The organism is Rhodanobacter denitrificans (assembly GCF_003335105.1).
Lineage (GTDB): Bacteria > Pseudomonadota > Gammaproteobacteria > Xanthomonadales > Rhodanobacteraceae > Rhodanobacter > Rhodanobacter denitrificans_A.
The window spans coordinates 285286-308402 of record NZ_QFWQ01000003.1 but is presented as its reverse complement, the minus strand read 5'-3'; the positions used below and the strand labels follow the sequence as shown (position 1 = coordinate 308402).

Genomic DNA, 23117 nt, shown 5'->3' with positions numbered 1-23117 from the left:
GTGCAGGACATGTGAACGGCGGTTGGGCTGGCCATCCCTTCGGTCGAGGCCAATCGGATCGACAGCGGAACAGGCGGAGGCGTGCGCTCCGGATATATGCCTTGGAACATCGCGTCGCATCAGCGGCAACGCCCGGTTCCGACGGCGCGCGCAGAAGGGCGCCGCCACGGTGGCCGTGCATGAAGGATTTCGGCATCACCCGCGATGCCGGAAGGCGGCCGGCATTGGGATTTTGTCCTCCGTGCCGGTCATTGACGCTGCGATTGCTCGCAGTACCCATTGATGACCGAGGAAAAACGTTATGCATACTCCCTTTGACCGTACCGGCTCGTTGACCGAACTTGGCAGCTATCCGCAGTGGGCGCAGGACATGGTGGCCGATTGCGAAAGCACGAAGCAGCGCGTTCTGGACCACGATATCTGGCAGATGATGATCGCCCTGCAGCTCGATGCGGAGTCCACCGGCAACTTCATGATGGGCCTGTGGCCTTTCATCGAGCGGTTCCCGAGCTACATGGCGCTGAACCTGCTGAAGACCCGGTATGGCCGCAGCCCGGGCGACGACAAGGCGCGTCGCTGGCTCGTGCGCAATATCCGGGTTGAGCAGAACCACGCCGAGTATTGGCTGAACTGGGCCGAAGGCGCCGGCGTGCCACGCGACGACCTGTTGCGCCGGGCACCTCCGCACGGCACCGACGGGCTTGCCCGCTGGTGCGAGGAGATCAGCGCACGAGGCACCCTGGCGGCCGGCATGGTGGCCACCAACTACGCGATCGAGGGAGCTACCGGCGAATGGTCGCGGCTGATCTACGACAGCGCGAAGTACCGCGAGAGCTTCGACCCGGCGATCAGGGCATCCAGCCTGCGCTGGCTGCACCTGCATGCCGCCTATGATGATGTCCATCCGTGGGAAGCATTGGATATAGTGTGCACGTTGATGGGTGAAACTCCCTCGGCCGATGACGTGGCGCATCTGGCCGAGTGCATCAAGCGGAGCTACGTGAGCATGATCCTGCTTGGTGACCGGTGTATCCGGTCGTGTCGTGATCTGTGGGTGGCTAAAGGAGCCGCAGCTTGAGTCGATACCCGGGACAGGCTCGGGACAGACCGTAACCATGGAAGCGGGCTGCATCATCAATCGAATGGGCGGGCGATGCACTCCAGCGGCAACAGTTTGCAGAAACCTCTGACGCGGCACCTGCTGCCGCTGGCCTATGCGCTGGCGGTGGCGATCGCGTTGATCATGGCGCTGACCTGGGGCGTGCTACAGGTCCAGGTCACTCTCGCTGGTTTCCTCAACAGCGAGAGTGTCTGGTCCAAGGCGCAGAAGCAGGCCGTGATCGACCTGGACAACTACGCGCTCGATGGCGATGCCGCGGACCTTGCCAGCTTCCGCGACCATCACGGGCTGCTCGAGTCTGACCGCTGGGGACGCGAGGCGATCATCTCGGGCGGTTACAGCAAGCAAGCCATCACCCGCGTATTCGAGCGCGGCAACATCATGCCGGCGGCGCAGCCGGGAATGACCTTCATGCTGCGGCACTTCTCCGGCATGCCGCACATACGCGAGGCGCTTGCGGCCTGGCGTTCCACCGATGCATCGATCACCGAGCTCGGCACGATTGCGGACGAACTGCATGCCGCCTACCGTGCCGGCGGCGCGTCGCCGGCCGAGATCGCGCGGCAACGCGGGCGTATCAAGACGCTGAATGGCTACATGGAGCCGCGCACGGACCTGTTCTCGATCGAGGTCGTGCGGGGGGCAGTATGGCTGGGCGAGCTGCTGTTCTGGGCCGTGCTGAGTGCGTTCCTGGTCGCCGCGCTGCTGTGGCTGCACATGGCGCGCCGTACCCTGGAAGGCATCCGCGGCAGCGAGGAGCGTTATCGCCTGCTGTTCGACAGCGCCGCCGACGCGATCGTGATGGTCGACGAGACCAGCGGGCGCATCCTGGACGTCAACCGCACCGCTTCGGCGTGGACCGGGCGCGATGCGAAGGAGCTGGTTGGCGACCGCTTCGTGCACTTGTTCATGCAGTCCATGGCGGGCCAGCGGGCCGGGCGGGCCGCCACCAATGTGCTGCTGGGCGCCAATGGCCAGACCCGTCCGGTGGAAACGCAGACCAGCGTGGCGGAGTGGGGCGCGCAACCGGTGCGCCAGGCGATCATCCGCGACATCTCCGAGCGGGTGGCGATGGAGCGCGAGCGCCGGATCGCCGCCGAGGCGCTGGCCAGCATCGCCGAAGGCGTGATCATCGCCGATGCCGGGCGGCAGGTGATCTCGACCAATGCCGCGCACACCGAACTCACCGGCTTCACCAGCCAGGCGCTGCAGGGCAAGCGCCTCGACGACAGCCGCCGCCTGCCTGACGGCAAGCCGCTGCCGCAGTCGATCTGGGACAGCGTCAACGCCGGCCATGCCTGGATGGGCGAGGTGTTGAGCACCCGCAGCGACGGCAGCAGCTACCCCGAGCACCTGAGCCTCAGCACGATCCGCGATGCCGATGGCCAGGTGGTCCACTATGTCGCGGTATTCAGCAACATCCACGAGGCCAAGACCAACCAGCTCCGGCTGGAACACCTGGCGCGGCACGACCCGCTGACTGGCCTGGCCAACCGGGCGGAATTCGAGCGCCACTGCGCCGAGGCGATCGCGGTGGCCGAACGCGAACGGCTGGCCGTGGTGGTGCTGTTCATCGACCTGGATGCGTTCAAGATCGTCAACGACAGCTACAGCCATGCGATCGGCGACCGCCTTCTGGTCAAGGTGGCCGAGCGGATCCGCCGGCAACTGTCCGAGGGCGACGTGGCCGGGCGCATCGGCGGGGACGAGTTCACCGTGCTGATCCCGCGGTTGAGCCTGCGCGAGGACGCGCGGACCATCGTCAACCACCTGCTCACCACCTTGTCCGAACCGCTGCTGGTGGACGACTACGAGATCGTGCTGAGCGCCAGCATCGGGGTGGCCGGCTATCCGCTGGACGGCGACAGCGCGCTGGCGCTGATCGCGAACGCCGACGCGGCGATGTACGCGGCGAAGATCGAGGAGCGCAATGCGTTCCGTTTCTACACGCCGATGATGCACGCCGACACCCGTCGGCGCCTGCAACTGGCCACCGAGCTGCGCCAGGCGCTGGCGCGCAATGAATTCCATCTCGTGTTCCAGCCCAGCGTGGAACTGCGAACGGGGCGCATCGTGGCGGTGGAAGCGCTGTTGCGCTGGCGGCATCCGGAGCGCGGCGAGGTGCTGCCGGCCGAATTCATTCCGGTGGCGGAGAGCCTGGGCCTGATCCGCCGCATCGACGAATGGGTAATGCAGACCACCTGTGCCCAGATCCAGGCCTGGGACCTGGCCGGCGTACCACCGATCCGCGTGGCGGTGAACATCTCGGCGCGCTGGTTCGGTCACCCGGCCTTCGTCGACGGGGTCAGCCGCACCCTGCAGTCGCGGCAGCTGGCGGCCGGCCGCCTGCTGCTGGAGATCACCGAGAGCGCGATGCTGCGGCTGGGCGACGACATCGCGCGCACCATGCAGACCCTGGACGCGCTCGGCATCGCGGTGGCGATCGACGATTTCGGCACCGGCTATTCCTCGATGGCTTACCTCAAACTGCCGGCGGTGACCTGCCTGAAGATCGACCGCTCCTTCGTCACCGGCCTGCCGGGCGACAGCAACGACGCGGCGATCACCGGGGCGATGCTGGCGATGGCGAAGAGTCTCGGCCTGACCACCATCGCCGAAGGTATCGAGACCGAGGCACAGCATGATTTCCTGCTGCGCAGCGGTTGCATCGAGGGGCAGGGTTACCTGTACTCCTACCCGTTGCGGCCCGAGGAGGTGCAGCATTTGCTGTGCCCGAGCCAGCCGCCGGTGCCGACGCGGTTGAAGCTGGTGCCGCCGAAGCGCAGCTGAGCCGGCGCCGTGCGTACAAATCGGTCCGGGCTGCCTTGATGTGCATCAGGGCGTGCGTGCGCGCGGAGCGTGACACTGGATGCAGTCCAGCCAGCCGCGCATGTCCATGTCCAGCAGTCATTCCGTTCCCGACGGCAGCAAGTACGTCAGTTCGCAGGGCACCCGCGCGGTCAAGGGCGGCATCCGCCCGAACGCCGCCACCGGTGCGCCGGATGTCGACCGCAAGCCGCCGTGGCTGCGGGTCAAGCTGCCGGGCGGCGCGCAGTACGAGGCGGTGCACGAGATCGTGCGCAGCCACAAGCTGAATACCGTCTGCGCCGAGTCGAAGTGCCCGAACATCGCCGAGTGCTGGGGCCGCGGCACCGCCACGCTGATGCTGATGGGCTCGGTGTGCACGCGCGCTTGCAGGTTCTGCTCCGTCAGCACCGGCAACCCGCAGGGTTGGCTCGACCCGCTGGAGCCGCTGCAGGTGGCCGACGCGGTGGCGCTGATGGGGCTCAAGTACGTGGTGCTGACCTCGGTCGACCGCGACGACCTCGCCGACGGTGGCGCGGCGCACTACGCCGCCTGCGTGCGGGCGATCCACCAGCGCGCGCCGCAGGCCGCGGTGGAGGCGCTGACCCCGGATTTCGCCGGCAACCACGCCGCCGTGGCGACCGTGCTCGACGCCGGCCTGGTCACCTACGCGCAGAACATCGAAACGGTGGAGCGGCTGACGCACCCGGTGCGCGATCCGCGTGCCGGCTACGCGCAGACGCTCGGCGTGCTGGCGTTCGCCAAGCGTCACGCGCCGCAGACGCTGACCAAGACCAGCATGATGCTGGGTCTGGGCGAAACCGACGCGGAGATCGAGCGCACGCTGGACGATCTTCGTGGCGCCGGCGTTGACGTGGTCACCCTGGGCCAGTACATGCGGCCCAGCCCGCATCACCTGCCGGTGCAGCGCTTCGTCACGCCGGACGAGTTCCGCCGTTATCGCGAGGTGGCGCTCGGCAAGGGTTTTCTGGAAGCGGTCGCCGGACCGCTGGTTCGTTCGAGTTATCGCGCCGAACGCGTGCTGGAGTACAACAACCTGGGACTGTGACCCGGGCGCGACGGGCCGGTCCATCGCTTCGATGTCCATCGACATCAGGAGGTAGCGTCATGTTTCCTGCCATTGCGCATCGTTTCCCCTGCCGCTCGCTGGTCGCGCCGGATTCTGCCGGCGCCGCGGCCGCGCCAGGCCGCAGGTCGCCCGCGCCGGAGGCCGATGATTCGGCGCTGGCGCGGGAGCGGCGCATCGACGACGAGCTCGCCCAGAGTTTTCCGGCCAGCGACCCGCCCGGCTGGGTGATGGGTGCGGCGTCGGCGCGGCATTGAGTTTTCATCTGGTTCATCGAGGAGGATGACATGGACACGACGATGTACCCGCAGTCGACCGCGGAACTGGCGCGCAAGCGTCGCGAACTGGCGCCTGCGCCGCTGGACGCCTTCAAGGCGTTCAGCGCCGCGGTGTTCGCCGATGGCGCGCTGCCGGCCGTCACCAAGCAGCTGATTGCGGTGGCGGTAGCGCATGTCACCCAGTGCCCCTACTGCATCAAGGGGCATACTGCTGGCGCCTTGAAGCAGGGCGCCAGCGAGCAGCAGATCATGGAGGCGATCTGGGTGGCCGCCGAGATGCGCGCCGGTGGCGCCTACGCGCACTCGACGCTGGCGCTGGACGTGATGCAGCATGCGCACGACGCGCATGGGGCCGGCTGAGATGGCCGCACGCTTCGGCACGGTATCGGACAGCATCCTCGATGCGGTGGGCGGCACGCCGCTGCTGGAGATCGAGGGCGTCTACGCCAAGATCGAGTTCCTCAATCCCTCCGGCTCGATCAAGGCGCGCATCGCCAAGTACATGATCGAGCGGGCGGAGCAGGAGGGTTTGCTCAAGCCCGGCGACACCATCGTCGAGGCGACCAGCGGCAACACCGGCAACGCGCTGTCGATGGTAGCGGCGGTAAAGGGTTACCGCATGCTGGTGGTGATGCCCGAGGGCCTGTCCAGCGAGCGCGTGGCGATCTCGCGGGCGTACGGCGCCGACGTGCTGTTCTGCGGAAACTTCCATGTCAACGAGGCACTGGTGCGCGCACAGCGGCTCGGCCAGCAGCCCGGCTACTTCTGCCCGGGTCAGTTCGAGTCGGAGTGGAACGTGGAGGAGAACCGGCTGCTGCTCGGGCCGGAGATCCTCGCCCAGCTGCCGCCGGGCCGCGTACCGGATGCGCTGGTGCTGGGCGTGGGCACCGGCGGCACGCTGATCGGCGTGGGCCAGGCGTTCCGCGAGGTCAACCCGAACGTGCGGCTGTTCGCGATGGAGCCGTCAGAGTCGTGCACGATCCTGTGCGGCGAGATCGCGGCGCATACCATCGAGGGTATTTCCGACGGCTTCGTGCCGGGTATCTTCCAGCGTCACGCCACCCTGGTGAACGATGTGCTGAGCGTGTCCAGCGCCGACGCGGTGCGCGAGATGAAGCGGCTGGCGCGCAGCTACGGCCTGTTCTGCGGCCCCAGTTCCGGTGCGCACCTGCTGGCGGCCAAGCGCGTGCGCGAGAACTTCCCCGAGCTGAAGACGGTGGTCACCGCGTTCTGCGACGAGGGCGAGAAGTACCTGCACGAGTATTTCATGCAGCCCGCCGCCGTCGACGTGGGCGCCACGCACTTCCGCTGAAGCGCCGAGTCGATCACTCGCGGCCGGCGGTACGGAGCAGCCGCGTAGGGCGGGCACCGCCCGCCGGCTTTTCGCCACAATGAAAGAAAAAGCGGCGCGCAGTGCCCGCCCTACTGCGCCCCGGAGAGGCGCTACAGCGGCGCGCAGTGGCGGTTCAGCCATTCCAGGTCGGCGTCGTCCAGCAGCGGGCTGAGCGCGGCACGCACGCTGGCGTGGTAGTCGTCCAGCCATGCGCGCTCCTCCGGGTTGAGCAGGCCCGGTTCCAGCGCGCGGCGGTCGAACGGGCACATGGTCAGCGTCTCGAAGGCGAGGAATTCGCCGAACTCGGTGCGGTCGGCCTCGACCACCACCGCGAGGTTCTCGTGGCGGATGCCGTGCCGGCCGGGCTTGTACAGGCCCGGCTCGATCGAACTGATCATGCCCGGCTCAAGCGCCACCAGCGCGCCGCCCGCGACCGGCGGGCGGATCGACTGCGGACCCTCGTGCACGTTGAGGAAGTAGCCCACGCCGTGGCCGGTGCCGTGGCCATAATCCATGCCCGAAGCCCACAGCGGCGCGCGCGCCAGTGCATCCAGCTGCGGGCCGCTGGCGCCCCTGGGGAAGCGCGCGCGCGACAGCCCGATCATGCCCTTCAGCACCAGGGTGGCGTCGCGGCGCTGTTCCGGCGTGGTCTCGCCCAGCGCCAGCACGCGGGTGATGTCAGTGGTGCCGCCCAGGTACTGGCCGCCGGAGTCGACCAGCAGCAGGCCCTTGGCCTGCAGCGTGCTGTGCGATTCCGGCGTGGCGCGGTAATGCGGCAGCGCGCCGTTCGCCTGGTAGCCGGCGATGGTGGCGAAGCTCTCGCCGACCCAGCCAGGCTGGACCGAGCGTTCCTCATGCAGCAGGGTGTCGACGTCCAGCTCGGTCACCGTCATGCCGGCGGCGAGGCGCTGTTCCAGCCGGCGGAAGCCGCGCACGAGGGCGGCGCCGTCGCGGCGCATCACGTCGCGGATGTGCTCCAGCTCGGCGGCGCTCTTGACCGCCTTGAACGCGGTGCTCGGGTTGGCTGCCTCGATCCGGGTCACCTCTGGCGGGATTGCCGCGGCGACCGCGCTGACCACCCGGCTGCTGTCCAGCAGCAGGCGGTCGGCCGGGCCCAGTTCCTGCAGGGTTGAAGTGACCGCCGCGTAGTCGGCGATGCCGATGCCGTCGGCGGCCAGCCGGGCGACCAGCGTGTCGCTCAGCTTGGCGCGGCCCACGAACAAGGTGGCGCGGCGGTCGGCCTGAACCAGCAGGTGGGCCAGGAACACCGGGTTGCACTCCACGTCGCTGCCGCGCAGGTTGGTCAGCCAGGCGATGTCGTCGAGGCTGGACAGCAGGTGGTGGGTGGCGCCGAGCTTGTGCATCGCCTTGCGCAGGCGGGCGAGCTTGTCGGCGCGCGGGATGCAGGCGTAGGCCGGCTCGTGTTCGACCACCGGTGCCTGCGGCAGGGCGGGACGATCCGCCCAGACCGCGCCAGGCAGGTCCAGGTCGGTGCGCAGGCTGGCGCCACTGTCGGCGAGCCGGCGGTCGATCTGCTGCCGGGTGGTCGCCGCCACGCTGTCGCCGGCTACGGCCAGCACGTCGCCGTCGTGCAGATGCTGCTGCAGCCATTCCAGGTGTTCGGGCGTATGCGGCACGCGCAGCTTCATCAGACTGACGCCGCTGCCGGCCAGTTGCTGTTCGGCCTGCGCGAAATAGCGCGAGTCGGTCCACACCCCGGCCTGGTCGCGAGCCACGATCAGCGTGCCGGCCGAGCCGGTGAAGCCGGACAGCCATTCGCGTGCGGCCCAGTGGGCGGGCAGGTATTCGGACAGGTGCGGATCGGCGCTGGGAACGAGCACGGCGGCGACGCCGTGCTGCTGCATGGCCGCGCGCAGGGCGGCGAGGCGGGCGGGGGCGGGGTTGTTCATGTCCGAAATGCTAGCAGAGGGCGCCGACTGCGTAGGGCGGCCACTGCCCGCCGCGGCCTGGCCGGCGCAGAGCATGGCGGGCGATGCCCGCCCTACAGAGCGCTTTGCATCAACCTGGAAATGAACCGGAACAGAGAATTCTGCGTTGCCATCTCGCAGCGCGGCGCTTCTGCAGCTAAAATGCCAATTTCCAGCACGGCTGCTTTCCATGACCCCCCTGATTTTCGTCACCGGCGGTGTGGTGTCCTCGCTTGGCAAGGGCATTGCTGCGGCGTCGCTCGCTTCCATCCTCGAAGCGCGCGGCCTTTCGGTCACCATGATGAAGCTCGATCCCTACATCAACGTGGATCCGGGCACGATGAGTCCGTTCCAGCACGGCGAGGTCTACGTGACCGACGATGGCGCCGAGACCGATCTGGACCTCGGCCATTACGAACGCTTCGTCCGCACCCGCCTGACCGGCAAGAACTCGATCACCACCGGCAAGATCTACGAGAGCGTGATCCGCAAGGAGCGTCGCGGCGATTACCTGGGCGCCACCGTGCAGGTGATCCCGCACATCACCGACGAGATCAAGCACTGCATCCACGAGGCCACCCGCGGCTTCGACGTGGCGCTGGTGGAGATCGGCGGCACGGTGGGCGACATCGAGTCGCTGCCGTTCCTGGAGGCGATCCGCCAGCTGCGCATCGAGCATGGCCCGGAGAAGGTGGTGTTCATGCACCTCACCCTGGTGCCGTTCATCAAGGCTGCCGGCGAGATCAAGACCAAGCCCACCCAGCATTCGGTGAAGGAGCTGCGCTCGATCGGCATCCAGCCGGACATCCTGCTGTGCCGCTGCGAGCAGCCGCTGCCCGAGAGCGAGCGGCGCAAGATCGCGCTGTTCACCAACGTGCCGGAGAACGCGGTGATCAGCGCCGCCGACGTGGACATCATCTACAAGCAGCCGCTGTACCTGCACCAGCAGGGCCTGGACGACATCGTGGTCAGGCGCCTCGGGCTGGACGCCAAGCCGGCGGACCTGTCCGCCTGGCAGCGCACGGTCGACGCGGTGGAGCATCCGAAGAGCGAGATCACGGTCGCCATCGTCGGCAAGTACGTCGAGCACAAGGATGCCTACAAGTCGCTGGGCGAGGCGCTGCGCCACGGCGGCATCAAGCAGCTGACGCGGGTGAACCTGGACTGGATCGACTCCGAACAGGTGGAGGCCGAAGGCGCCGCGAAGGTGCTCGGCAAGGCCGATGCGATCCTGGTGCCCGGCGGTTTCGGCAAGCGCGGCTTCGAAGGCAAGGTGCTGGCGGCGAAGTACGCGCGCGAGCACGGCGTGCCGTACTTCGGCATCTGTTACGGCATGCACGCGGCAGTGGTGGATTTCGCCCGCCACGTCGCCGGCCTGGAAGATGCCGACTCCAGCGAGAACGACCGCAACACGCCGAACCCGGTGATCGCGCTGATCACCGAGTGGACCACCGCCAGCGGCGAAGTCGAACAGCGCAGCGACCGTTCCGACTTCGGCGGCACCATGCGCCTGGGCGCGCAGGAATGCCGCCTCAAGGCCGGCACGCTGGCGCGCGAGCTGTACGGCCAGGACGTGGTGCGCGAGCGCCACCGCCACCGCTACGAATTCAACAACCGCTACCGCCAGCCGTTCGAGGACCTGGGGCTGGTGATTTCCGGCAAGTCGATGGACGACCTGCTGGTCGAGATCGTGGAGCTGCCGCAGCAGCGGCATCCGTGGTTCCTGGGTTGCCAGGCGCACCCGGAGTTCACCTCCACCCCGCGCGACGGCCATCCGCTGTTCATCGGCTTCGTGCGCGCCGCGCGCGAGTTCAAGGCCGTGCGCGACGGCGAGAAGCTGGCCAGGGAGCACGTGGCATGAAGCTGTGCAACTTCGACGTCGGGCTGGACCAGCCGCTGTTCCTGATCGCCGGGCCGTGCGTGGTGGAGTCCGAACAGCTGCAACTGGACACTGCCGGCGCGTTGAAGGAGATCACCGGCCTGCTCGGCGTGAATTTCATCTTCAAGTCCAGCTTCGACAAGGCCAACCGTTCCTCCGGCGAAAGTTTCCGCGGGCCGGGCATGGAAGAAGGGTTGCGCATCCTCGGTGAGGTGAAGCGGCAGATCGGCGTGCCGGTACTCACCGACGTGCACGAATACACCCCGATGGACGAAGTGGCATCGGTGGTCGACGTGTTGCAGACGCCGGCCTTCCTGTGCCGGCAGACCGACTTCATCCAGAAGGTGGCGCGCGCCGGCAAGCCGGTGAACATCAAGAAGGGCCAGTTCCTGGCCCCGTGGGACATGAAGCACGTGGTGGCCAAGGCCAAGGCCGTCGGCAACGACCACATCATGGTCTGCGAACGCGGCGCCAGCTTCGGCTACAACAATCTCGTCTCGGACATGCGCTCGCTCAGCGTGATGCGCGAGACCGGCTGCCCGGTGGTGTTCGACGCCACCCACTCGGTGCAGCTGCCGGGCGGCCAGGGCGCCAGCTCCGGCGGCCAGCGCGAGTTCGTGCCGGTGCTGGCGCGCGCGGCGGTCGCCGTGGGCGTCGCCGGCCTGTTCGCCGAGACCCATCCCGATCCCAGCAAGGCGCTGTCGGACGGCCCGAACGCGTGGCCGCTGGGCAAGATGGAGGCGCTGCTGGAAACCCTGATGGAACTGGATGCCGTGACCAAGCGGCACCGCTTCCTGGAGCAGGATGTTTCCTGAGACATGCGGGCGCAGCGATGCGCCCGTTCCAACTCATTCACTACCCGAACATACGGACACCGCATGAGCACCCAGATCACCCGCATCCACGCCCGTGAAATCCTCGACTCGCGCGGCAACCCCACGCTGGAGGCCGAAATCACCCTGGCCGGCGGCGGCTTCGGCCGCGCCGCGGTGCCCAGCGGCGCTTCCACCGGTTCGCGCGAGGCGGTGGAGCTGCGCGACGGCGACAAGTCGCGCTACGGCGGCAAGGGCGTGAAGAAGGCGGTGGCCAACGTCAACGGCGCCATCGCCAGTGCGCTGAAGGGTTTCGATGCGGCCAACCAGGGCGGCCTGGACGCCACGCTGATCAACCTCGACGGCACGCCGAACAAGGGCCAGCTGGGCGCCAACGCGCTGCTCGGCGTCTCGATGGCGGCCGCCCATGCGGTGGCCGCCCAGCGCAAGCAGGCGCTGTGGCAGTACCTGGCGGAGATCAACGGCACCACCGGCAAGCCCGGCGCGCTGCCGGTGCCGATGATGAACATCATCAACGGCGGCGCGCACGCCGACAACAACGTCGACGTGCAGGAGTTCATGGTCCTCCCGGTGGGCATGCCTAGCTTCGCCGAGGCGCTGCGTGCCGGCGCGGAGATTTTCCATGCGCTGAAGAGCGTGCTGCACGGTCGCGGCCTCGGCACGTCGGTCGGCGACGAGGGCGGCTTCGCGCCGAACCTGCGCTCCAACGTCGAGGCGATCGACACCATCCTCGAAGCCATCCACAAGACCGGCTACAAGGTCGGCAGCGAGATCCTGCTCGGCCTCGACGCGGCCAGCTCGGAGTTCTACAGGAACGGCAAGTACGACCTCGCCGGCGAAGGCAAGCAGTACACCTCGGCGCAGTTCGTCGACCTGCTCGCCGGCTGGGCGAAGCAGTACCCGATCGTCACCATCGAGGACGGCATGGCCGAAGGCGACTGGGACGGCTGGAAGCTGCTCACCGATGCGATCGGCGACCGCGTCCAGGTGGTCGGCGACGACCTGTTCGTGACCAACCCGGCGATCTTCCGCGAAGGCATCGAGAAGAAGATCGCCAACGCGATCCTGATCAAGGTGAACCAGATCGGCACGCTGTCCGAGACGCTGGAAGCGATCGCGATGGCCGACGCGGCGAAGTACGCGGCGGTGATCTCGCACCGCTCCGGCGAAACCGAAGACACCACCATCGCCGACATCGCGGTGGCCACCACCGCGACCCAGATCAAGACCGGCTCGCTGTGCCGCAGCGACCGCGTGGCGAAGTACAACCAGCTGCTGCGCATCGAGGAGGCGCTGGGCTCCGCCGCACGCTATGCCGGCCGCGATGCGTTCCCCAACCTGACCCGCCTGCCGGGCTGACCAGGCCTCCGGTCGCCCATGCTGCGCTGGATCGCCCTGGTTCTGATTCTGCTCCTGATCGGGCTGCAGCTGAAGCTGTGGACCGGCAGCGGCAGCATGCGCGAAGTGGATGCCTTGCGCGTGGCGGTGAAGAAGCAGGCCGACGAGAACACGAAGCTGCTGCAGCGCAACCAGGCGGTCGGTGCCGACGTGCTTGACCTGAAGCACGGCGACCAGGCGGTCGAGGCGCGGGCGCGCACCGAACTGGGCCTGATCAAGCCGGGCGAGGTGTTTTACCAGGTGGTCGAGCAACCGGCCCGCGCCGGCAGTGCGTTGCCGCCGCCACCGCCTGCCACACCCGCCGGATCGCCATGAGCGCGCCGGCGCTGTGGTGCGTGGTGCCGGCCGCGGGGCGCGGCACCCGGGTCGGCGGTGACTGCCCGAAACAATATCTGCCGCTGGCCGGGCGCCCGCTGATCGCGCACACGCTGGAACGGCTCGCCGCACATCCGCGGATCGGCGGCCTGCTGGTGACGCTGGCAGCCGGCGACGCGCACTGGCCCGGCATCGACAGGCTCGACGGCAAGCCGGTGCTGACCGCGATCGGCGGCGCCGAACGCAGCGATTCGGTACTGGCCGGAATCGACGCCCTGCCGGCTTCGGTGGGAGCGGACGACTTCGTGCTGGTGCACGACGCCGCGCGGCCCTGCGTGCGGCTGGCCGACATCGGCAAACTGATCGAACTGGCCGGCGCGGGTGACGGCGGCCTGCTCGGCGCGCCGCTGCGCGATACGCTGAAGCGTGCCGACGCCGACGGCCGCAGCGCGTTGACCGAGCCGCGCGACCAGCGCTGGCGCGCCTTCACGCCGCAGATGTTCCGTCGTGGTCAACTGGCGATGGCATTGCGCGGGGCGGCGCGGTGCGGCGTGAATCCCAGCGACGAGGCGATGGCGATGGAGCAGGCCGGCTTCGCGCCGCTGCTGGTCGAGGGCGCCGAGGACAACATCAAGGTGACCACCGCGGCGGATTTCGCGCTGGCCGAGTTCCTGCTGGCGAGGACAATGGCGTGAGGGCAGCCCCATGAGGATCGGACAAGGTTTCGACGTGCATGCATTCGGCGAGGGCGACCACGTCATCCTGGGCGGCGTGCGTGTGCCGCATCGTCGCGGCGTGGTGGCGCATTCGGACGGCGACGTGGTGATCCATGCGTTGTGCGACGCGATCTTCGGCGCGCTGGCGCTGGGCGACATCGGGCGGCACTTCCCGCCCACCGACGAGCGCTGGCGTGGCGCCGACAGCCGCCAGTTCCTGCGCCACGCGGCGATGCTGATGGCGCAGCACGGCTACACGCTGGGCAACGCCGACATCACGGTGATCGGCGAGGCGCCGAAGGTCGGGCCGCATGCGCAGGCGATGCGCGAGAACCTCGCCGCCGACCTGGACAGCGAAGTCGGCTGCATCAGCGTGAAGGCCACCACCACCGAGCATCTCGGCTTTTGCGGGCGTGGCGAGGGCATCGCCGCGCAGGCATGCGTGCTGCTGGAGCACGCGTGACCAAAACCGGGAGGCTCGCCACGCCGCTGGCCGGCTGCACGACTGGCGCGAGGCGATCATGTCCGCCAGCGGCAGCTTCTTCATTTTCCCTGGCCTGTCCGCGGCTTCCCTGATGGGAGTCGCGACGGCCCTCGCTGCTTTCCCCGCCCCCCGAGCAACGTCCATGTCCGATCTTCCGTATGCCTTCGGCGAACCGCCACTGACCGCCCGATTGCGCGCCGGCCCCGAGGACTTCCAGGTCGAGGAGATCCTCGGCTATGACGCCGACGGTGCGGGCGAGCACGCCTTGCTGTGGGTGGAAAAGCGCGGCGCGAATACCGACTGGGTGGCGCGCGAGCTGGCGAAATTCGCCGGCGTGGCGCAAGTCGCGGTGGGTTATGCGGGCATGAAAGATCGCAACGCGGTGACCCGGCAGACCTTCTCGGTGCAACTGGCCGGCAAGCCCGACCCAGACTGGTCGGCGTTTCCGCATGCGGAGGTGAAGGTGCTGGCGGCAACGCGTCACTCGCGCAAGCTGAAGCGGGGCGCACTGCGCGGCAACCGCTTCGTGCTGGTATTGCGCGCGGTGCAGGGCGATCGTGCCGCGGCGGAAAAGGTGCTGGAGCAGATCGCCGCACAGGGCGTGCCCAATTATTTCGGCGAGCAGCGCTTCGGTCGCGAGGGCGGCAACGTGGCGCAGGCGCGGGCGATGTTCGGCGGGCGCCGGGTGGACCGCGACCAGCGTTCGTTCCTGCTGTCGGCGGCCCGTTCGCACATCTTCAACGCCGTGCTGGCGGCGCGGGTCGAGCGCGGCGCATGGGACAGCCCGCTGGATGGCGAGATCTGGTCGCTGGCCGGCTCGCGCTCCTGGTTCGGGCCGGAACCGTTCAGCGCGGCGCTGGCCGAGCGGCTGGCCCGCGCCGACATCCATCCGTCCGGCCCGCTGTGGGGGCAGGGGGAGCCGCCGACACTGGGTGAGGCCGGGGAACTGGAACGCGGGATCGCCGCGGCGAACAGCGATTTGGCCGCCGGGCTGGCCGCAGCGCGGATGGACCAGGAACGCCGCCCGCTGCGGCTGCTGCCGAAGGACCTGCGCTGGCGCTGGCTGGGCGACGACGCGCTGGAACTGTCCTTCGAGCTGCCGGCGGGCGCGTATGCCACGGTGGTGGTGCGCGAGCTGGCGTCGACATCGTAGGAACCTCGAAAAACCATTCTTGTTCGTCGTCCCGGCGCAAGCCGGGATCCAGCGCCGTTGCTTTCGAAAGGTTTGAAAGGCACTGGATGACCAGACGTTCGTCTGTTGAAAACCCTGCTTGCGCAGGAATGACGGATCATCCAAGGCCCCCAGTTAGCTCTTCAGCAGGATGATGACCGCGCCGGTACCGCCCAGCGCCGGCCGCGCGGAGGCGAACGCGATCACGTCGTCGCGTCGGCGCAGCATGCGGTCGGTGAGGCCTTTCAGTACCGGTCCGGCGGCTTTCGAGCGCAGGCCCTTGCCGTGCACGATGCGCACGCAGCGCAGGCCGCGCCGCTTCGCCTCGGCCAGGAAGACGACGATGCTGGCCTGCGCGGCGGCGGCGTTCATCTGGTGCAGGTCGAGGTCGTCCTGCACGCTGAACTGTCCGCGTTTGAGCTGGCGCAGCAGCTTCGGCGGATAGCCGTCGCGCAGGTAGCCCAGTTCCTCGCCGACTTCGAGCAGGGCGGGGTCGAACGCCATGTCCAGCAGCTCGCCCGGCACGGCGGCTTCGTCCGCCTCCAGCATGCGCGGGTGCGGTGCAGGTTTCGCGCCGGCGGGCGGGGCCGCCACCGGATCGAGCGGGCGCACGTCGCCGATCGCCTCGCGGAACAGGCGGCTGTCCTCGGCATCGATCGGGGCGGGCATGCGGCGCTTCATCCGGACATGCTAACCAATGGCAACGCATGTGGTGACGAAGGCGCGTCAACGATGCGCGGACCGGTGAAACCATCGTCACGCTCCGGTAGACTCCACGGCATGAATGCGCGCCGCCGTGGGGCGAAGTGCGCGCCGGCAGTCAGTTTTCGACGGAGCATCATGCGAGTTCTTGTCAGCAACGACGATGGCGTGGATGCACCGGGCATCCACGTGCTGGCCGAGCGTCTCGGCGAAGTGGCCCAGGTGACGGTGGTGGCGCCCGACCGCGACCGTTCCGGCGCCAGCAATTCACTGACGCTCGATGCGCCGTTGCGCGTGCTGCCGATGGGCAACGGCTACTACCGCGTGGCCGGCACGCCGACCGATTGCGTGCATCTGGCACTGTCCGGCCTGCTGGACGAGGAGCCCGACATGGTCGTGTCCGGCATCAACAACTCGGCCAACCTCGGCGACGACGTGATCTATTCCGGCACCGTGTCGGCGGCGATGGAAGGGCGCTTCCTCGGCCTGCCGGCGATCGCCGTGTCGCTGGTCAGCCGCGACCACAAGGGCGTGCACTACGATTCGGCGGCCAAGGCCGTGCTGCTGCTGATGCAGCGCTTGCTGGTCGATCCGCTGCCGGCCGACACCATCCTCAACGTCAACGTACCGGACCGGCCGTGGGCGGAAATCGAGGGCTTCGAAGTGACCCGGCTCGGCCGTCGCCATCGCGCCGCGCCGTGCATCGCGCAGACCGATCCGCGCGGCCGGCCGATCTGGTGGATCGGCCCGGCCGGCGAGGTGGATGATGCCGGCCCCGGCACCGATTTCAATGCGGTGCGAAGCGGTTTCGTTTCCGTGACACCGATCCATGTCGACCTGACCCGGTTCCAGGCGCTGGAGAAGGTAAGCAGCTGGATGCGGCCACTGAGCGACGAGATGGCGTCGGGTCGGACCAGCAGTGACGAGGCGGCCTGAGCGATGACTCTCTATCCATTGCCCGCCGCGGACCTGAAGGGCGAGGGGATGACCTCGCAACGTGCGCGCGACCGGCTCGTGGCGATCCTGCAGGAAGGCGGCATCCGCGATCCGCGGGTGATCGAGGTGATCCGCAACCTGCCGCGCCATCACTTCATCGACCAGGCGTTGCATTCGCGCGCGTATGAAAACGACGCGCTGCCGATCGGCCACGGCCAGACCATCTCGCAACCGTGGGTGGTGGCGCGCATGACCGAGGCCTTGCTGGAGCATTTCGACCCGAAGCAGGGCATGCCGCAGAAGGTGCTGGAGATCGGTACCGGCTCCGGCTACCAGGCCGCGGTGCTGGCGGCGCTGGTGCCGCAGGTGTTCACGGTGGAACGGATCGAGGCCCTGCTGCGCCAGGCGCGCCGGCGCTTCCGCCAGCTCGGCCTGACCAACCTGCGCTCGCGCTACGACGACGGCAAGCTCGGCTGGGCGGACGAGGCGCCGTTCGACGCGATCATCCTCACCGCCGCCGGCGACACCATTCCCACCCGCATCCTCGACCAGCTCAGCCCCACCGGCGTACTGGTGGCGCCGGTCGGCTCGCCCAGCCGGCAGACCCTGATCCGCATGCGCGGTGACGGGCAGGGCGACTTCATCCAGGAGGAACTGGGCGCGGTCAGTTTCGTGCCCCTGCTGGGCGGGATCGGCTGATGCGCCTGTTCGGAGCACTTTACGCGCGTGCGCTGACCTGGGCACGCGAGCCGAAGGCGCTGTACTACCTTTCCGGACTGAGTTTCGTCGAGTCGTTCATCTTCCCGGTGCCGCCGGAAGTGATGCTGGCGCCGATGATGCTGGGCAAGCGGCACAAGGCGTTCCTCTTCGCCAACGTCAGCCTGCTGTTTTCGTTGCTGGGGGCACTGGTGGGTTATGTGCTGGGGCACTGGGCGTTCCATGCGTTGCGCCCGGTGCTCGACATGCTGCACCTGCTGGCGCCGATCGAACAGGGCGTGGCAAGCCTGAGCCGGCAGATGGTCGAGCATCGCTGGGGACTGTTCGGCGTGCTGATCCTCGCCGCACTGCAGCCGGTGGTGCCGATGAAGTTCGTCACCTGGGCCTGCGGCATCATCGGTGTGCCGATCCTGCCGTTCCTGGCCTGCATCGGGCTCGGCCGCGGCAAGCGCGTGTGGCTGCTGGCGCTTTTGATCCGCCTGTTCGGTGAACGTGCCGAGCGGGTCCTGCACAAATACATCGAATGGATCGGCTGGATCGCGCTGGTGGGGTTGGCCCTGCTGCTGGTGTGGTGGTTCTGGCTGCGTTGAGCGGAGCCATCCCGGCGATTGGGGCAGCATGAAAAATGCGGGCCGCCTCGGTATGCTGGAACGCATGGATCGATATCTCCCAAGGCTGGCCGTCCTGGCCGCGACCGCGCTGCTTGCCGCCTGCGGCACCATGCGCAGCTCGGTTGTGGTGGAGCCCGTTGCGGGCAGTGATTACGGCAACCCCCCGGCCCATGTCGCAGCGGTGCCCTCGCGTACGCCGATACCCGGCGGCAGCTATGTGGTGGCCAGGGGCGACACGCTGTACTCGATCGCTTTTCGCAAGGGCGTGGATTTCCGCGACCTGGCGCAGTGGAACGGGGTCGCCGCGCCATACACCATCCGGCCGGGGCAGCGGCTGGTCTTGTCGCCGCCGGCACGGGCGACCCCGCACACGGCGACCGTGCCTGGTCACGTGGCCAGCGCCCCATCTGCCGCGGCTGCACCCGGTCGGGCGGCCAATTCCGGGGCTGTTGCCACTGCCGGCGCGCCGGTGTTCGAATCGGTGACGGCGCCCGCCACGTCCGCCAGCAGCGGGCCGGCCACCATGCCGGCGACTGCCGCCACGACCCCGAGCCACGTCGCCACGCCGCCGGTCGCCCCCGCCGCCACTGCCGCGGTGCCGGTTGCCGGCGTGCCGACTGCGCCGCCGGCGACCATGCCACCGCCGGCACCGGCCGCCGCGGGTGTTTCGCGCGTGGTCAGCGGCGTGCAATGGCGCTGGCCGGCCGATGGCCCTGTGGTCGGCCAGTTCCGCAGCGGCGACGCGATTCCCGGGATCGGGATCGCCGGCAAGTCGGGCGATCCGGTACGCGCCGCCGCCGATGGCGTGGTGGTGTACAGCGGCAATGGCCTGGTCGGCTATGGCGAACTGGTGATCATCAAGCACAACGACAGCTTCCTGTCCGCCTACGGCCATAACCGCAAGCGCCTGGTCAAGGAAGGCCAGCGGGTCAGCATGGGGCAGCAGATCGCCGAGATGGGTTCGACCGGCACCACCCGCGACGAGCTGGAATTCCAGATCCGCAAGGACGGCAATCCGGTCGATCCGCTGGGTTACCTGCCGTCGCGTTGACGGCGGCGGCCGGTCATCAGGCCGGCGGCAGGATGAAACCGGCGATCACCCGGCGCCCTTCGCCGGCGAGCAGGTTGTAGGTGCGTGCGGCGGCGGCGTTGTCCATTACCTCGATGCCGACGCCCTTGCGCAGGAAACCCGCCATGAACGCCGCCGCCGGGAAAATCTGGCGTTCGCCGGTGCCGAGGATCACCAGTTCCGGGCGCAGTGCCAGCAGGGTCTCGACATGGCCGGCGTCCAGCGCGCCGGCGGCGGTCACCGGCCAATGCTCGATCGCCTGGTCGGGTGTCAGCAGGAAGCTCGCGAGCAGTTCGCGATCGATCACGGTGACGCTGCGTGCGCCGACGCGGCGTATGTAGAGGTAACCCTCGGGGCGTTCGAGCGACAGATCCATCAGCGTGGCAGGGCGATCTTCGGCTCGTCGGTGTTGCGGCGGAACAGCACCACGACATGGCCGATCTGGTGGATCGGCTCGGCCCCGGTGCCGGCGGTCAGCACGTCGATCTGGGCCTGTCGTTCATCCTTGTCGCCGCCGGAGAGCTTCACCTTGACCAGTTCGTGGATGTCCAGCGCCAGGCCCAGTTCCTTCACCACGGCTTCGCTGGCGCCCTTGTTGCCGAGCAGGATGACCGGGCTCAGGTCGTGGGCGAGGCTGCGCAGGTAGCGGATCTGCGAGGGGGAAAGGGCCATGCGGCGGTGCTCGATTCGCGGTAAATGAACGGCAAAGGGTATCATGCGCCAACCCGTTCCCCAATCGGCGACCGTGACGACATGGCCCGCAGCAAGAGCAGCGCAGTCTGGCTGCGTGAACACTTCAATGACGAATATGTGAAGAAAGCCCAGGCCGAGGGCTTGCGTTCGCGCGCGGTGTACAAGCTGGAGGAACTGCTCGAGCGCGACCGCCTGCTCAAGCAGGGCATCAACGTGGTCGACCTCGGCGCGGCGCCGGGCAGCTGGTCGCAACTGGTGCGCAACCGGATGGGCGACAGCGGCAAGGTGTTCGCGCTGGACATCCTGCCGATGCAGAGCATCGCCGGGGTGGATTTCCTGCAGGGCGATTTCCGCGAGGAAACCGTGCTGCATGAGCTGGAATCCCGCCTGGAGGGGCTGAAGGTGGATCTTGTGCTGTGCGATATGGCCCCCAATATGAGCGGAGTGGCACTGGCTGACCAGATCCGTGCGATGGATCTGGCCGAACTGGCGCTGGATTTCAGTCGGCAGTGGCTCAAGCCGGGCGGGTCGTTCCTGATCAAATTGTTCCAGGGCGTCGGCTTCGACGATTACTTGCGCAGCTTGCGTGCGGACTTCACCCGCGTAACCATGCGTAAACCTAAGGCCTCGCGTGCGCGTTCACGTGAGGTATATGCGCTGGCGATGGGCCGCAAACCCGCCGCGGCGTCACCGGGCGAGAACCGTGCATGAATGAAACAGCGAAAAACGTGTTGCTCTGGGTGATCATCGCGGTGGTCCTGTTCACCGTGTTCCAGAGCTTCAACCCGCGCGGCGCGGCTTCGTCCGAGCTGCCTTACAGTTCGTTCGTGCAGAGTGTCGACAACGGCAACGTCGCCACCGCCACGATCAGCGCCGACCAGCCGGCGACCATCAGCGGCAAGCTGAAGGACGGCAGCCCGTTCCGCACGGTCGCGCCGATGCTCGGCTTCTCCACCAACGCGGTGGTCAAGCAGATGCAGGACAAGGGCGTCGAGGTCCGCCAGGACCCGTCCGAGGGCTTCTCGCTGATCGGCCTGCTGATCAGCTGGCTGCCGGTGCTGCTGATCGTGGGCGTGTTCATCTGGTTCATGCGCCAGATGCAGTCCGGCGGCGGCGGTCGCGGCGCGATGAGCTTCGGCCGTTCGCGCGCCAAGCTGCAGGGCGAGGATCAGATCAAGGTCAATTTCAGCGACGTCGCCGGCTGCGACGAGGCGAAGGAGGAGGTCGGCGAGCTGGTCGAGTTCCTGCGCGATCCGGGTCGCTTCCAGAAGCTCGGCGGCAAGATTCCGCGCGGCGTGCTGATGGTGGGCCCGCCCGGCACCGGCAAGACCCTGCTGGCCAAGGCGATCGCCGGCGAGGCCAAGGTGCCGTTCTTCTCGATCTCCGGTTCCGACTTCGTCGAAATGTTCGTGGGCGTGGGCGCCAGCCGCGTGCGCGACATGTTCGAGCAGGCCAAGAAGCACGCGCCGTGCATCATCTTCATCGACGAGATCGACGCGGTCGGCCGCCATCGCGGCGCCGGCCTGGGCGGCGGCCATGACGAGCGCGAGCAGACGCTGAACCAGCTGCTGGTCGAAATGGACGGCTTCGAGGGCACCGAGGGCATCATCGTGATCGCCGCGACCAACCGTCCCGACGTGCTGGACCCGGCGCTGCTGCGCCCGGGCCGCTTCGATCGCCAGGTCGTGGTGGGCCTGCCCGACGTGCGTGGCCGCGAACAGATCCTCAGGGTGCACATGCGCAAGGTGCCGATTGCCAGCGACGTTGACGCGATGACCATTGCGCGCGGCACCCCCGGCTTCTCCGGTGCCGACCTGGCCAATCTGGTCAACGAGGCGGCGCTGTTCGCCGCGCGCGAGAACGCGCGCGAGGTGCGCATGAGTCACCTGGACAAGGCGCGCGACAAGATCCTGATGGGCACCGAGCGCCGCTCGATGGCGATGAGCGAGGACGAGAAGAAGCTCACCGCCTACCACGAGGCCGGCCATGCCATCGTCGGCCGGCTGGTGCCCGAGCACGACCCGGTCTACAAGGTCACGATCATCCCGCGTGGGCGCGCGCTGGGCGTCACCATGTACCTGCCGGAGGGCGACAAGTACAGCATCAATCGCGTGGCGATCCAGTCGCAGCTGTGCTCGCTGTATGGCGGCCGGGTGGCCGAGGAGCTGATCTTCGGCGCCGACAAGGTCACCACCGGCGCTTCCAACGACATCGAGCGGGCCACCAAGATGGCGCGCAACATGGCGACCAAGTGGGGCCTCTCCGACGAGCTCGGCCCGATCACCTACGGCGAGGACGAGGACGAGGTATTCCTGGGCCGTTCGGTGACCCAGCACAAGAGCATCTCCAACGAGACCGCGAGCAAGATCGACGAAGTGGTGCGCGGCATCCTCGACCGCGCCTATGCGCGCAGCAAGGAGTTGCTGACCGCGAATCTCGACAAGCTGCATGCCATGGCCGAGGCCTTGCTGCAGTACGAGACGATCGACGCGCACCAGATCGACGACATCATGGCCGGTCGCGTGCCCGGTCCGCCGGCGGACTGGACCAAGAATGCATCGACCGGTACGCAGCCGCCGCCACCGCCGCCGAAGGGTGGCGCCGGTTCGGCAGTGGGCAAGGTGGGTGATCCGGCGCCGCAGAGTCGCACGGGCCTGGACGGCTGATCCCGACTCGGATATCGGGGCGTTGCCCGGTGTAGCGATGGAAGAGGGCGGCCACAGGCCGCTCTCTTCGCATGAGCGGTCCGCAGCATGCGATTCGATGAAGAAATTTTTCAAAAAGGGTTGACGCAAGCGGGTGGAGTCTGAATAATTCCGCTTCTTGCTTCACCGCCTCGATGCCGAGCATCAAAGTGGCAGGGCAGAAAATTTTTTCAGTGCGCCCGTAGCTCAGTTGGATAGAGTACCTGGCTACGAACTAGGTGGTCGGGAGTTCGAATCTCTCCGGGCGCACCATTTTTATTCAGCGAGACGGGGTGCTTGCGCCCCGTTTTGTTTTCGACGAAGGCAATGGATTCCCGGCGTCGAAAACGATGGTTCG

At 68.0% G+C, this 23117-nt stretch carries 23 protein-coding genes and 1 tRNA gene; 20 read left to right on the top strand and 4 right to left on the bottom strand.

What is annotated here, in order from left to right; translation table 11 throughout:
• Positions 1 to 301: 301 nt before the first annotated feature.
• From DEO45_RS03735 to DEO45_RS03710, 6 genes are all read left to right on the top strand, one after another.
• Positions 302 to 1078, top strand: a complete 777-nt coding sequence (locus DEO45_RS03735; RefSeq protein ID WP_114340952.1) for a TenA family transcriptional regulator — start codon at positions 302 to 304, stop codon at positions 1076 to 1078.
• A 75-nt stretch (positions 1079 to 1153) separates the two neighbouring features.
• Positions 1154 to 3910, top strand: a complete 2757-nt coding sequence (locus tag DEO45_RS03730; RefSeq protein ID WP_114340951.1) for a putative bifunctional diguanylate cyclase/phosphodiesterase — start codon at positions 1154 to 1156, stop codon at positions 3908 to 3910.
• Between the two features lie 106 nt (positions 3911 to 4016).
• Positions 4017 to 4994 carry a lipoyl synthase gene (gene lipA, locus DEO45_RS03725; RefSeq protein WP_223250773.1) on the top strand — a complete coding sequence of 326 codons (978 nt, stop codon included), beginning with the start codon at positions 4017 to 4019 and terminating at the stop codon, positions 4992 to 4994.
• 59 nt (positions 4995 to 5053) lie between these two features.
• Positions 5054 to 5269 (top strand): hypothetical protein, encoded by a 216-nt coding sequence (locus tag DEO45_RS03720; protein WP_114340950.1) that lies wholly within the window; start codon positions 5054 to 5056, stop codon positions 5267 to 5269.
• A 30-nt stretch (positions 5270 to 5299) separates the two neighbouring features.
• Positions 5300 to 5650: a carboxymuconolactone decarboxylase family protein gene (locus DEO45_RS03715; RefSeq protein ID WP_027493453.1), complete on the top strand. Its 351-nt coding sequence runs from the start codon at positions 5300 to 5302 to the stop codon at positions 5648 to 5650.
• Positions 5622 to 6602, top strand: a complete 981-nt coding sequence (locus tag DEO45_RS03710) for a PLP-dependent cysteine synthase family protein (protein ID WP_223250772.1) — start codon at positions 5622 to 5624, stop codon at positions 6600 to 6602. Before DEO45_RS03715 ends, DEO45_RS03710 begins: the two co-directional genes overlap by 29 nt.
• A gap of 131 nt (positions 6603 to 6733) precedes the next feature.
• On the opposite strand, the gene DEO45_RS03705 is transcribed toward DEO45_RS03710, so the two are convergent.
• Positions 6734 to 8533 carry an aminopeptidase P family protein gene (locus DEO45_RS03705; protein WP_114340948.1) on the bottom strand — a complete coding sequence of 600 codons (1800 nt, stop codon included), beginning with the start codon at positions 8531 to 8533 and terminating at the stop codon, positions 6734 to 6736.
• A gap of 208 nt (positions 8534 to 8741) precedes the next feature.
• Between DEO45_RS03705 and DEO45_RS03700 the strand changes: the two genes are divergently transcribed.
• From DEO45_RS03700 to truD, 7 genes are all read left to right on the top strand, one after another.
• Entirely contained in the window at positions 8742 to 10412 is a 1671-nt protein-coding gene (locus tag DEO45_RS03700; RefSeq protein ID WP_114340947.1) for a CTP synthase, read from the top strand.
• A complete protein-coding gene (kdsA, locus tag DEO45_RS03695; RefSeq protein ID WP_114340946.1) occupies positions 10409 to 11245 on the top strand; it encodes a 3-deoxy-8-phosphooctulonate synthase in 837 nt (278 codons plus the stop codon). Before DEO45_RS03700 ends, kdsA begins: the two co-directional genes overlap by 4 nt.
• Before the next feature lie 63 nt (positions 11246 to 11308).
• Positions 11309 to 12622: a phosphopyruvate hydratase gene (gene eno / locus DEO45_RS03690; protein WP_114340945.1), complete on the top strand. Its 1314-nt coding sequence runs from the start codon at positions 11309 to 11311 to the stop codon at positions 12620 to 12622.
• 18 nt (positions 12623 to 12640) lie between these two features.
• Positions 12641 to 12976: a cell division protein FtsB gene (gene ftsB, locus DEO45_RS03685; protein WP_114340944.1), complete on the top strand. Its 336-nt coding sequence runs from the start codon at positions 12641 to 12643 to the stop codon at positions 12974 to 12976.
• A complete protein-coding gene (ispD, locus tag DEO45_RS03680; protein WP_114340943.1) occupies positions 12973 to 13671 on the top strand; it encodes a 2-C-methyl-D-erythritol 4-phosphate cytidylyltransferase in 699 nt (232 codons plus the stop codon). The genes ftsB and ispD overlap by 4 nt, the downstream gene beginning before the upstream one ends.
• 10 nt (positions 13672 to 13681) lie before the next feature.
• On the top strand, positions 13682 to 14155 hold the full coding sequence (gene ispF, locus DEO45_RS03675; protein WP_114340942.1) for a 2-C-methyl-D-erythritol 2,4-cyclodiphosphate synthase: 474 nt from the start codon (positions 13682 to 13684) through the stop codon (positions 14153 to 14155).
• A gap of 163 nt (positions 14156 to 14318) precedes the next feature.
• The gene (truD, locus tag DEO45_RS03670; RefSeq protein ID WP_114340941.1) at positions 14319 to 15329 is read left to right on the top strand and encodes a tRNA pseudouridine(13) synthase TruD; all 1011 of its coding nucleotides are present in this window, start codon (positions 14319 to 14321) and stop codon (positions 15327 to 15329) included.
• Positions 15330 to 15482: 153 nt separating this feature from the next.
• Here the strand turns inward: truD and DEO45_RS03665 are convergent, their stop codons facing one another.
• On the bottom strand, positions 15483 to 16016 hold the full coding sequence (locus tag DEO45_RS03665) for a Smr/MutS family protein (RefSeq protein ID WP_189339671.1): 534 nt from the start codon (positions 16014 to 16016) through the stop codon (positions 15483 to 15485).
• Positions 16017 to 16187: 171 nt separating this feature from the next.
• Here DEO45_RS03665 and surE point away from each other — a divergent pair, with 171 nt between their 5' ends.
• Genes surE through DEO45_RS03645 form a run of 4 tightly spaced genes read left to right on the top strand, consistent with a single transcriptional unit; the run spans position 16188 to position 19364 of the window.
• Positions 16188 to 16985, top strand: a complete 798-nt coding sequence (gene surE, locus DEO45_RS03660; protein ID WP_114340939.1) for a 5'/3'-nucleotidase SurE — start codon at positions 16188 to 16190, stop codon at positions 16983 to 16985.
• Positions 16986 to 16988: 3 nt separating this feature from the next.
• The gene (locus DEO45_RS03655) at positions 16989 to 17684 is read left to right on the top strand and encodes a protein-L-isoaspartate(D-aspartate) O-methyltransferase (protein WP_114340938.1); all 696 of its coding nucleotides are present in this window, start codon (positions 16989 to 16991) and stop codon (positions 17682 to 17684) included.
• Positions 17684 to 18292 (top strand): YqaA family protein, encoded by a 609-nt coding sequence (locus DEO45_RS03650; RefSeq protein WP_114340937.1) that lies wholly within the window; start codon positions 17684 to 17686, stop codon positions 18290 to 18292. Before DEO45_RS03655 ends, DEO45_RS03650 begins: the two co-directional genes overlap by 1 nt.
• Positions 18293 to 18344: 52 nt before the next feature.
• Entirely contained in the window at positions 18345 to 19364 is a 1020-nt protein-coding gene (locus DEO45_RS03645) for a peptidoglycan DD-metalloendopeptidase family protein (protein WP_114340936.1), read from the top strand.
• Between the two features lie 16 nt (positions 19365 to 19380).
• Here the strand turns inward: DEO45_RS03645 and DEO45_RS03640 are convergent, their stop codons facing one another.
• A complete protein-coding gene (locus DEO45_RS03640; RefSeq protein WP_114340935.1) occupies positions 19381 to 19758 on the bottom strand; it encodes an Mth938-like domain-containing protein in 378 nt (125 codons plus the stop codon).
• Entirely contained in the window at positions 19758 to 20054 is a 297-nt protein-coding gene (locus DEO45_RS03635) for a YhbY family RNA-binding protein (protein WP_114340934.1), read from the bottom strand. The genes DEO45_RS03640 and DEO45_RS03635 overlap by 1 nt, the downstream gene beginning before the upstream one ends.
• Before the next feature lie 81 nt (positions 20055 to 20135).
• On the opposite strand from DEO45_RS03635, the gene rlmE reads away from it, so the two are divergent.
• From rlmE to DEO45_RS03620, 3 genes are all read left to right on the top strand, one after another.
• Positions 20136 to 20786 carry a 23S rRNA (uridine(2552)-2'-O)-methyltransferase RlmE gene (gene rlmE / locus DEO45_RS03630; protein WP_114340933.1) on the top strand — a complete coding sequence of 217 codons (651 nt, stop codon included), beginning with the start codon at positions 20136 to 20138 and terminating at the stop codon, positions 20784 to 20786.
• Positions 20783 to 22741, top strand: coding sequence for an ATP-dependent zinc metalloprotease FtsH (gene ftsH / locus DEO45_RS03625; RefSeq protein WP_189339670.1), 1959 nt, complete (start codon positions 20783 to 20785; stop codon positions 22739 to 22741). The genes rlmE and ftsH overlap by 4 nt, the downstream gene beginning before the upstream one ends.
• 214 nt (positions 22742 to 22955) lie before the next feature.
• Positions 22956 to 23032 (top strand) — tRNA-Arg (locus tag DEO45_RS03620).
• Positions 23033 to 23117 lie beyond the last annotated feature (85 nt).

What these genes read in the sequence shown, in the direction of transcription:
- DEO45_RS03735 (WP_114340952.1), top strand. Translation starts at nt 302, where the DNA reads ATGCATACTCCCTTTGACCGTACCGGCTCGTTGACCGAACTTGGCAGC.
- DEO45_RS03730 (WP_114340951.1), top strand. Translation starts at nt 1,154, where the DNA reads ATGCACTCCAGCGGCAACAGTTTGCAGAAACCTCTGACGCGGCACCTG.
- lipA (WP_223250773.1), top strand. Translation starts at nt 4,017, where the DNA reads ATGTCCAGCAGTCATTCCGTTCCCGACGGCAGCAAGTACGTCAGTTCG.
- DEO45_RS03720 (WP_114340950.1), top strand. Translation starts at nt 5,054, where the DNA reads ATGTTTCCTGCCATTGCGCATCGTTTCCCCTGCCGCTCGCTGGTCGCG.
- DEO45_RS03715 (WP_027493453.1), top strand. Translation starts at nt 5,300, where the DNA reads ATGGACACGACGATGTACCCGCAGTCGACCGCGGAACTGGCGCGCAAG.
- DEO45_RS03710 (WP_223250772.1), top strand. Translation starts at nt 5,622, where the DNA reads ATGCGCACGACGCGCATGGGGCCGGCTGAGATGGCCGCACGCTTCGGC.
- DEO45_RS03705 (WP_114340948.1), bottom strand. Translation starts at nt 8,533, where the DNA reads ATGAACAACCCCGCCCCCGCCCGCCTCGCCGCCCTGCGCGCGGCCATG.
- DEO45_RS03700 (WP_114340947.1), top strand. Translation starts at nt 8,742, where the DNA reads ATGACCCCCCTGATTTTCGTCACCGGCGGTGTGGTGTCCTCGCTTGGC.
- kdsA (WP_114340946.1), top strand. Translation starts at nt 10,409, where the DNA reads ATGAAGCTGTGCAACTTCGACGTCGGGCTGGACCAGCCGCTGTTCCTG.
- eno (WP_114340945.1), top strand. Translation starts at nt 11,309, where the DNA reads ATGAGCACCCAGATCACCCGCATCCACGCCCGTGAAATCCTCGACTCG.
- ftsB (WP_114340944.1), top strand. Translation starts at nt 12,641, where the DNA reads ATGCTGCGCTGGATCGCCCTGGTTCTGATTCTGCTCCTGATCGGGCTG.
- ispD (WP_114340943.1), top strand. Translation starts at nt 12,973, where the DNA reads ATGAGCGCGCCGGCGCTGTGGTGCGTGGTGCCGGCCGCGGGGCGCGGC.
- ispF (WP_114340942.1), top strand. Translation starts at nt 13,682, where the DNA reads ATGAGGATCGGACAAGGTTTCGACGTGCATGCATTCGGCGAGGGCGAC.
- truD (WP_114340941.1), top strand. Translation starts at nt 14,319, where the DNA reads ATGTCCGATCTTCCGTATGCCTTCGGCGAACCGCCACTGACCGCCCGA.
- DEO45_RS03665 (WP_189339671.1), bottom strand. Translation starts at nt 16,016, where the DNA reads ATGCCCGCCCCGATCGATGCCGAGGACAGCCGCCTGTTCCGCGAGGCG.
- surE (WP_114340939.1), top strand. Translation starts at nt 16,188, where the DNA reads ATGCGAGTTCTTGTCAGCAACGACGATGGCGTGGATGCACCGGGCATC.
- DEO45_RS03655 (WP_114340938.1), top strand. Translation starts at nt 16,989, where the DNA reads ATGACTCTCTATCCATTGCCCGCCGCGGACCTGAAGGGCGAGGGGATG.
- DEO45_RS03650 (WP_114340937.1), top strand. Translation starts at nt 17,684, where the DNA reads ATGCGCCTGTTCGGAGCACTTTACGCGCGTGCGCTGACCTGGGCACGC.
- DEO45_RS03645 (WP_114340936.1), top strand. Translation starts at nt 18,345, where the DNA reads ATGCTGGAACGCATGGATCGATATCTCCCAAGGCTGGCCGTCCTGGCC.
- DEO45_RS03640 (WP_114340935.1), bottom strand. Translation starts at nt 19,758, where the DNA reads ATGGATCTGTCGCTCGAACGCCCCGAGGGTTACCTCTACATACGCCGC.
- DEO45_RS03635 (WP_114340934.1), bottom strand. Translation starts at nt 20,054, where the DNA reads ATGGCCCTTTCCCCCTCGCAGATCCGCTACCTGCGCAGCCTCGCCCAC.
- rlmE (WP_114340933.1), top strand. Translation starts at nt 20,136, where the DNA reads ATGGCCCGCAGCAAGAGCAGCGCAGTCTGGCTGCGTGAACACTTCAAT.
- ftsH (WP_189339670.1), top strand. Translation starts at nt 20,783, where the DNA reads ATGAATGAAACAGCGAAAAACGTGTTGCTCTGGGTGATCATCGCGGTG.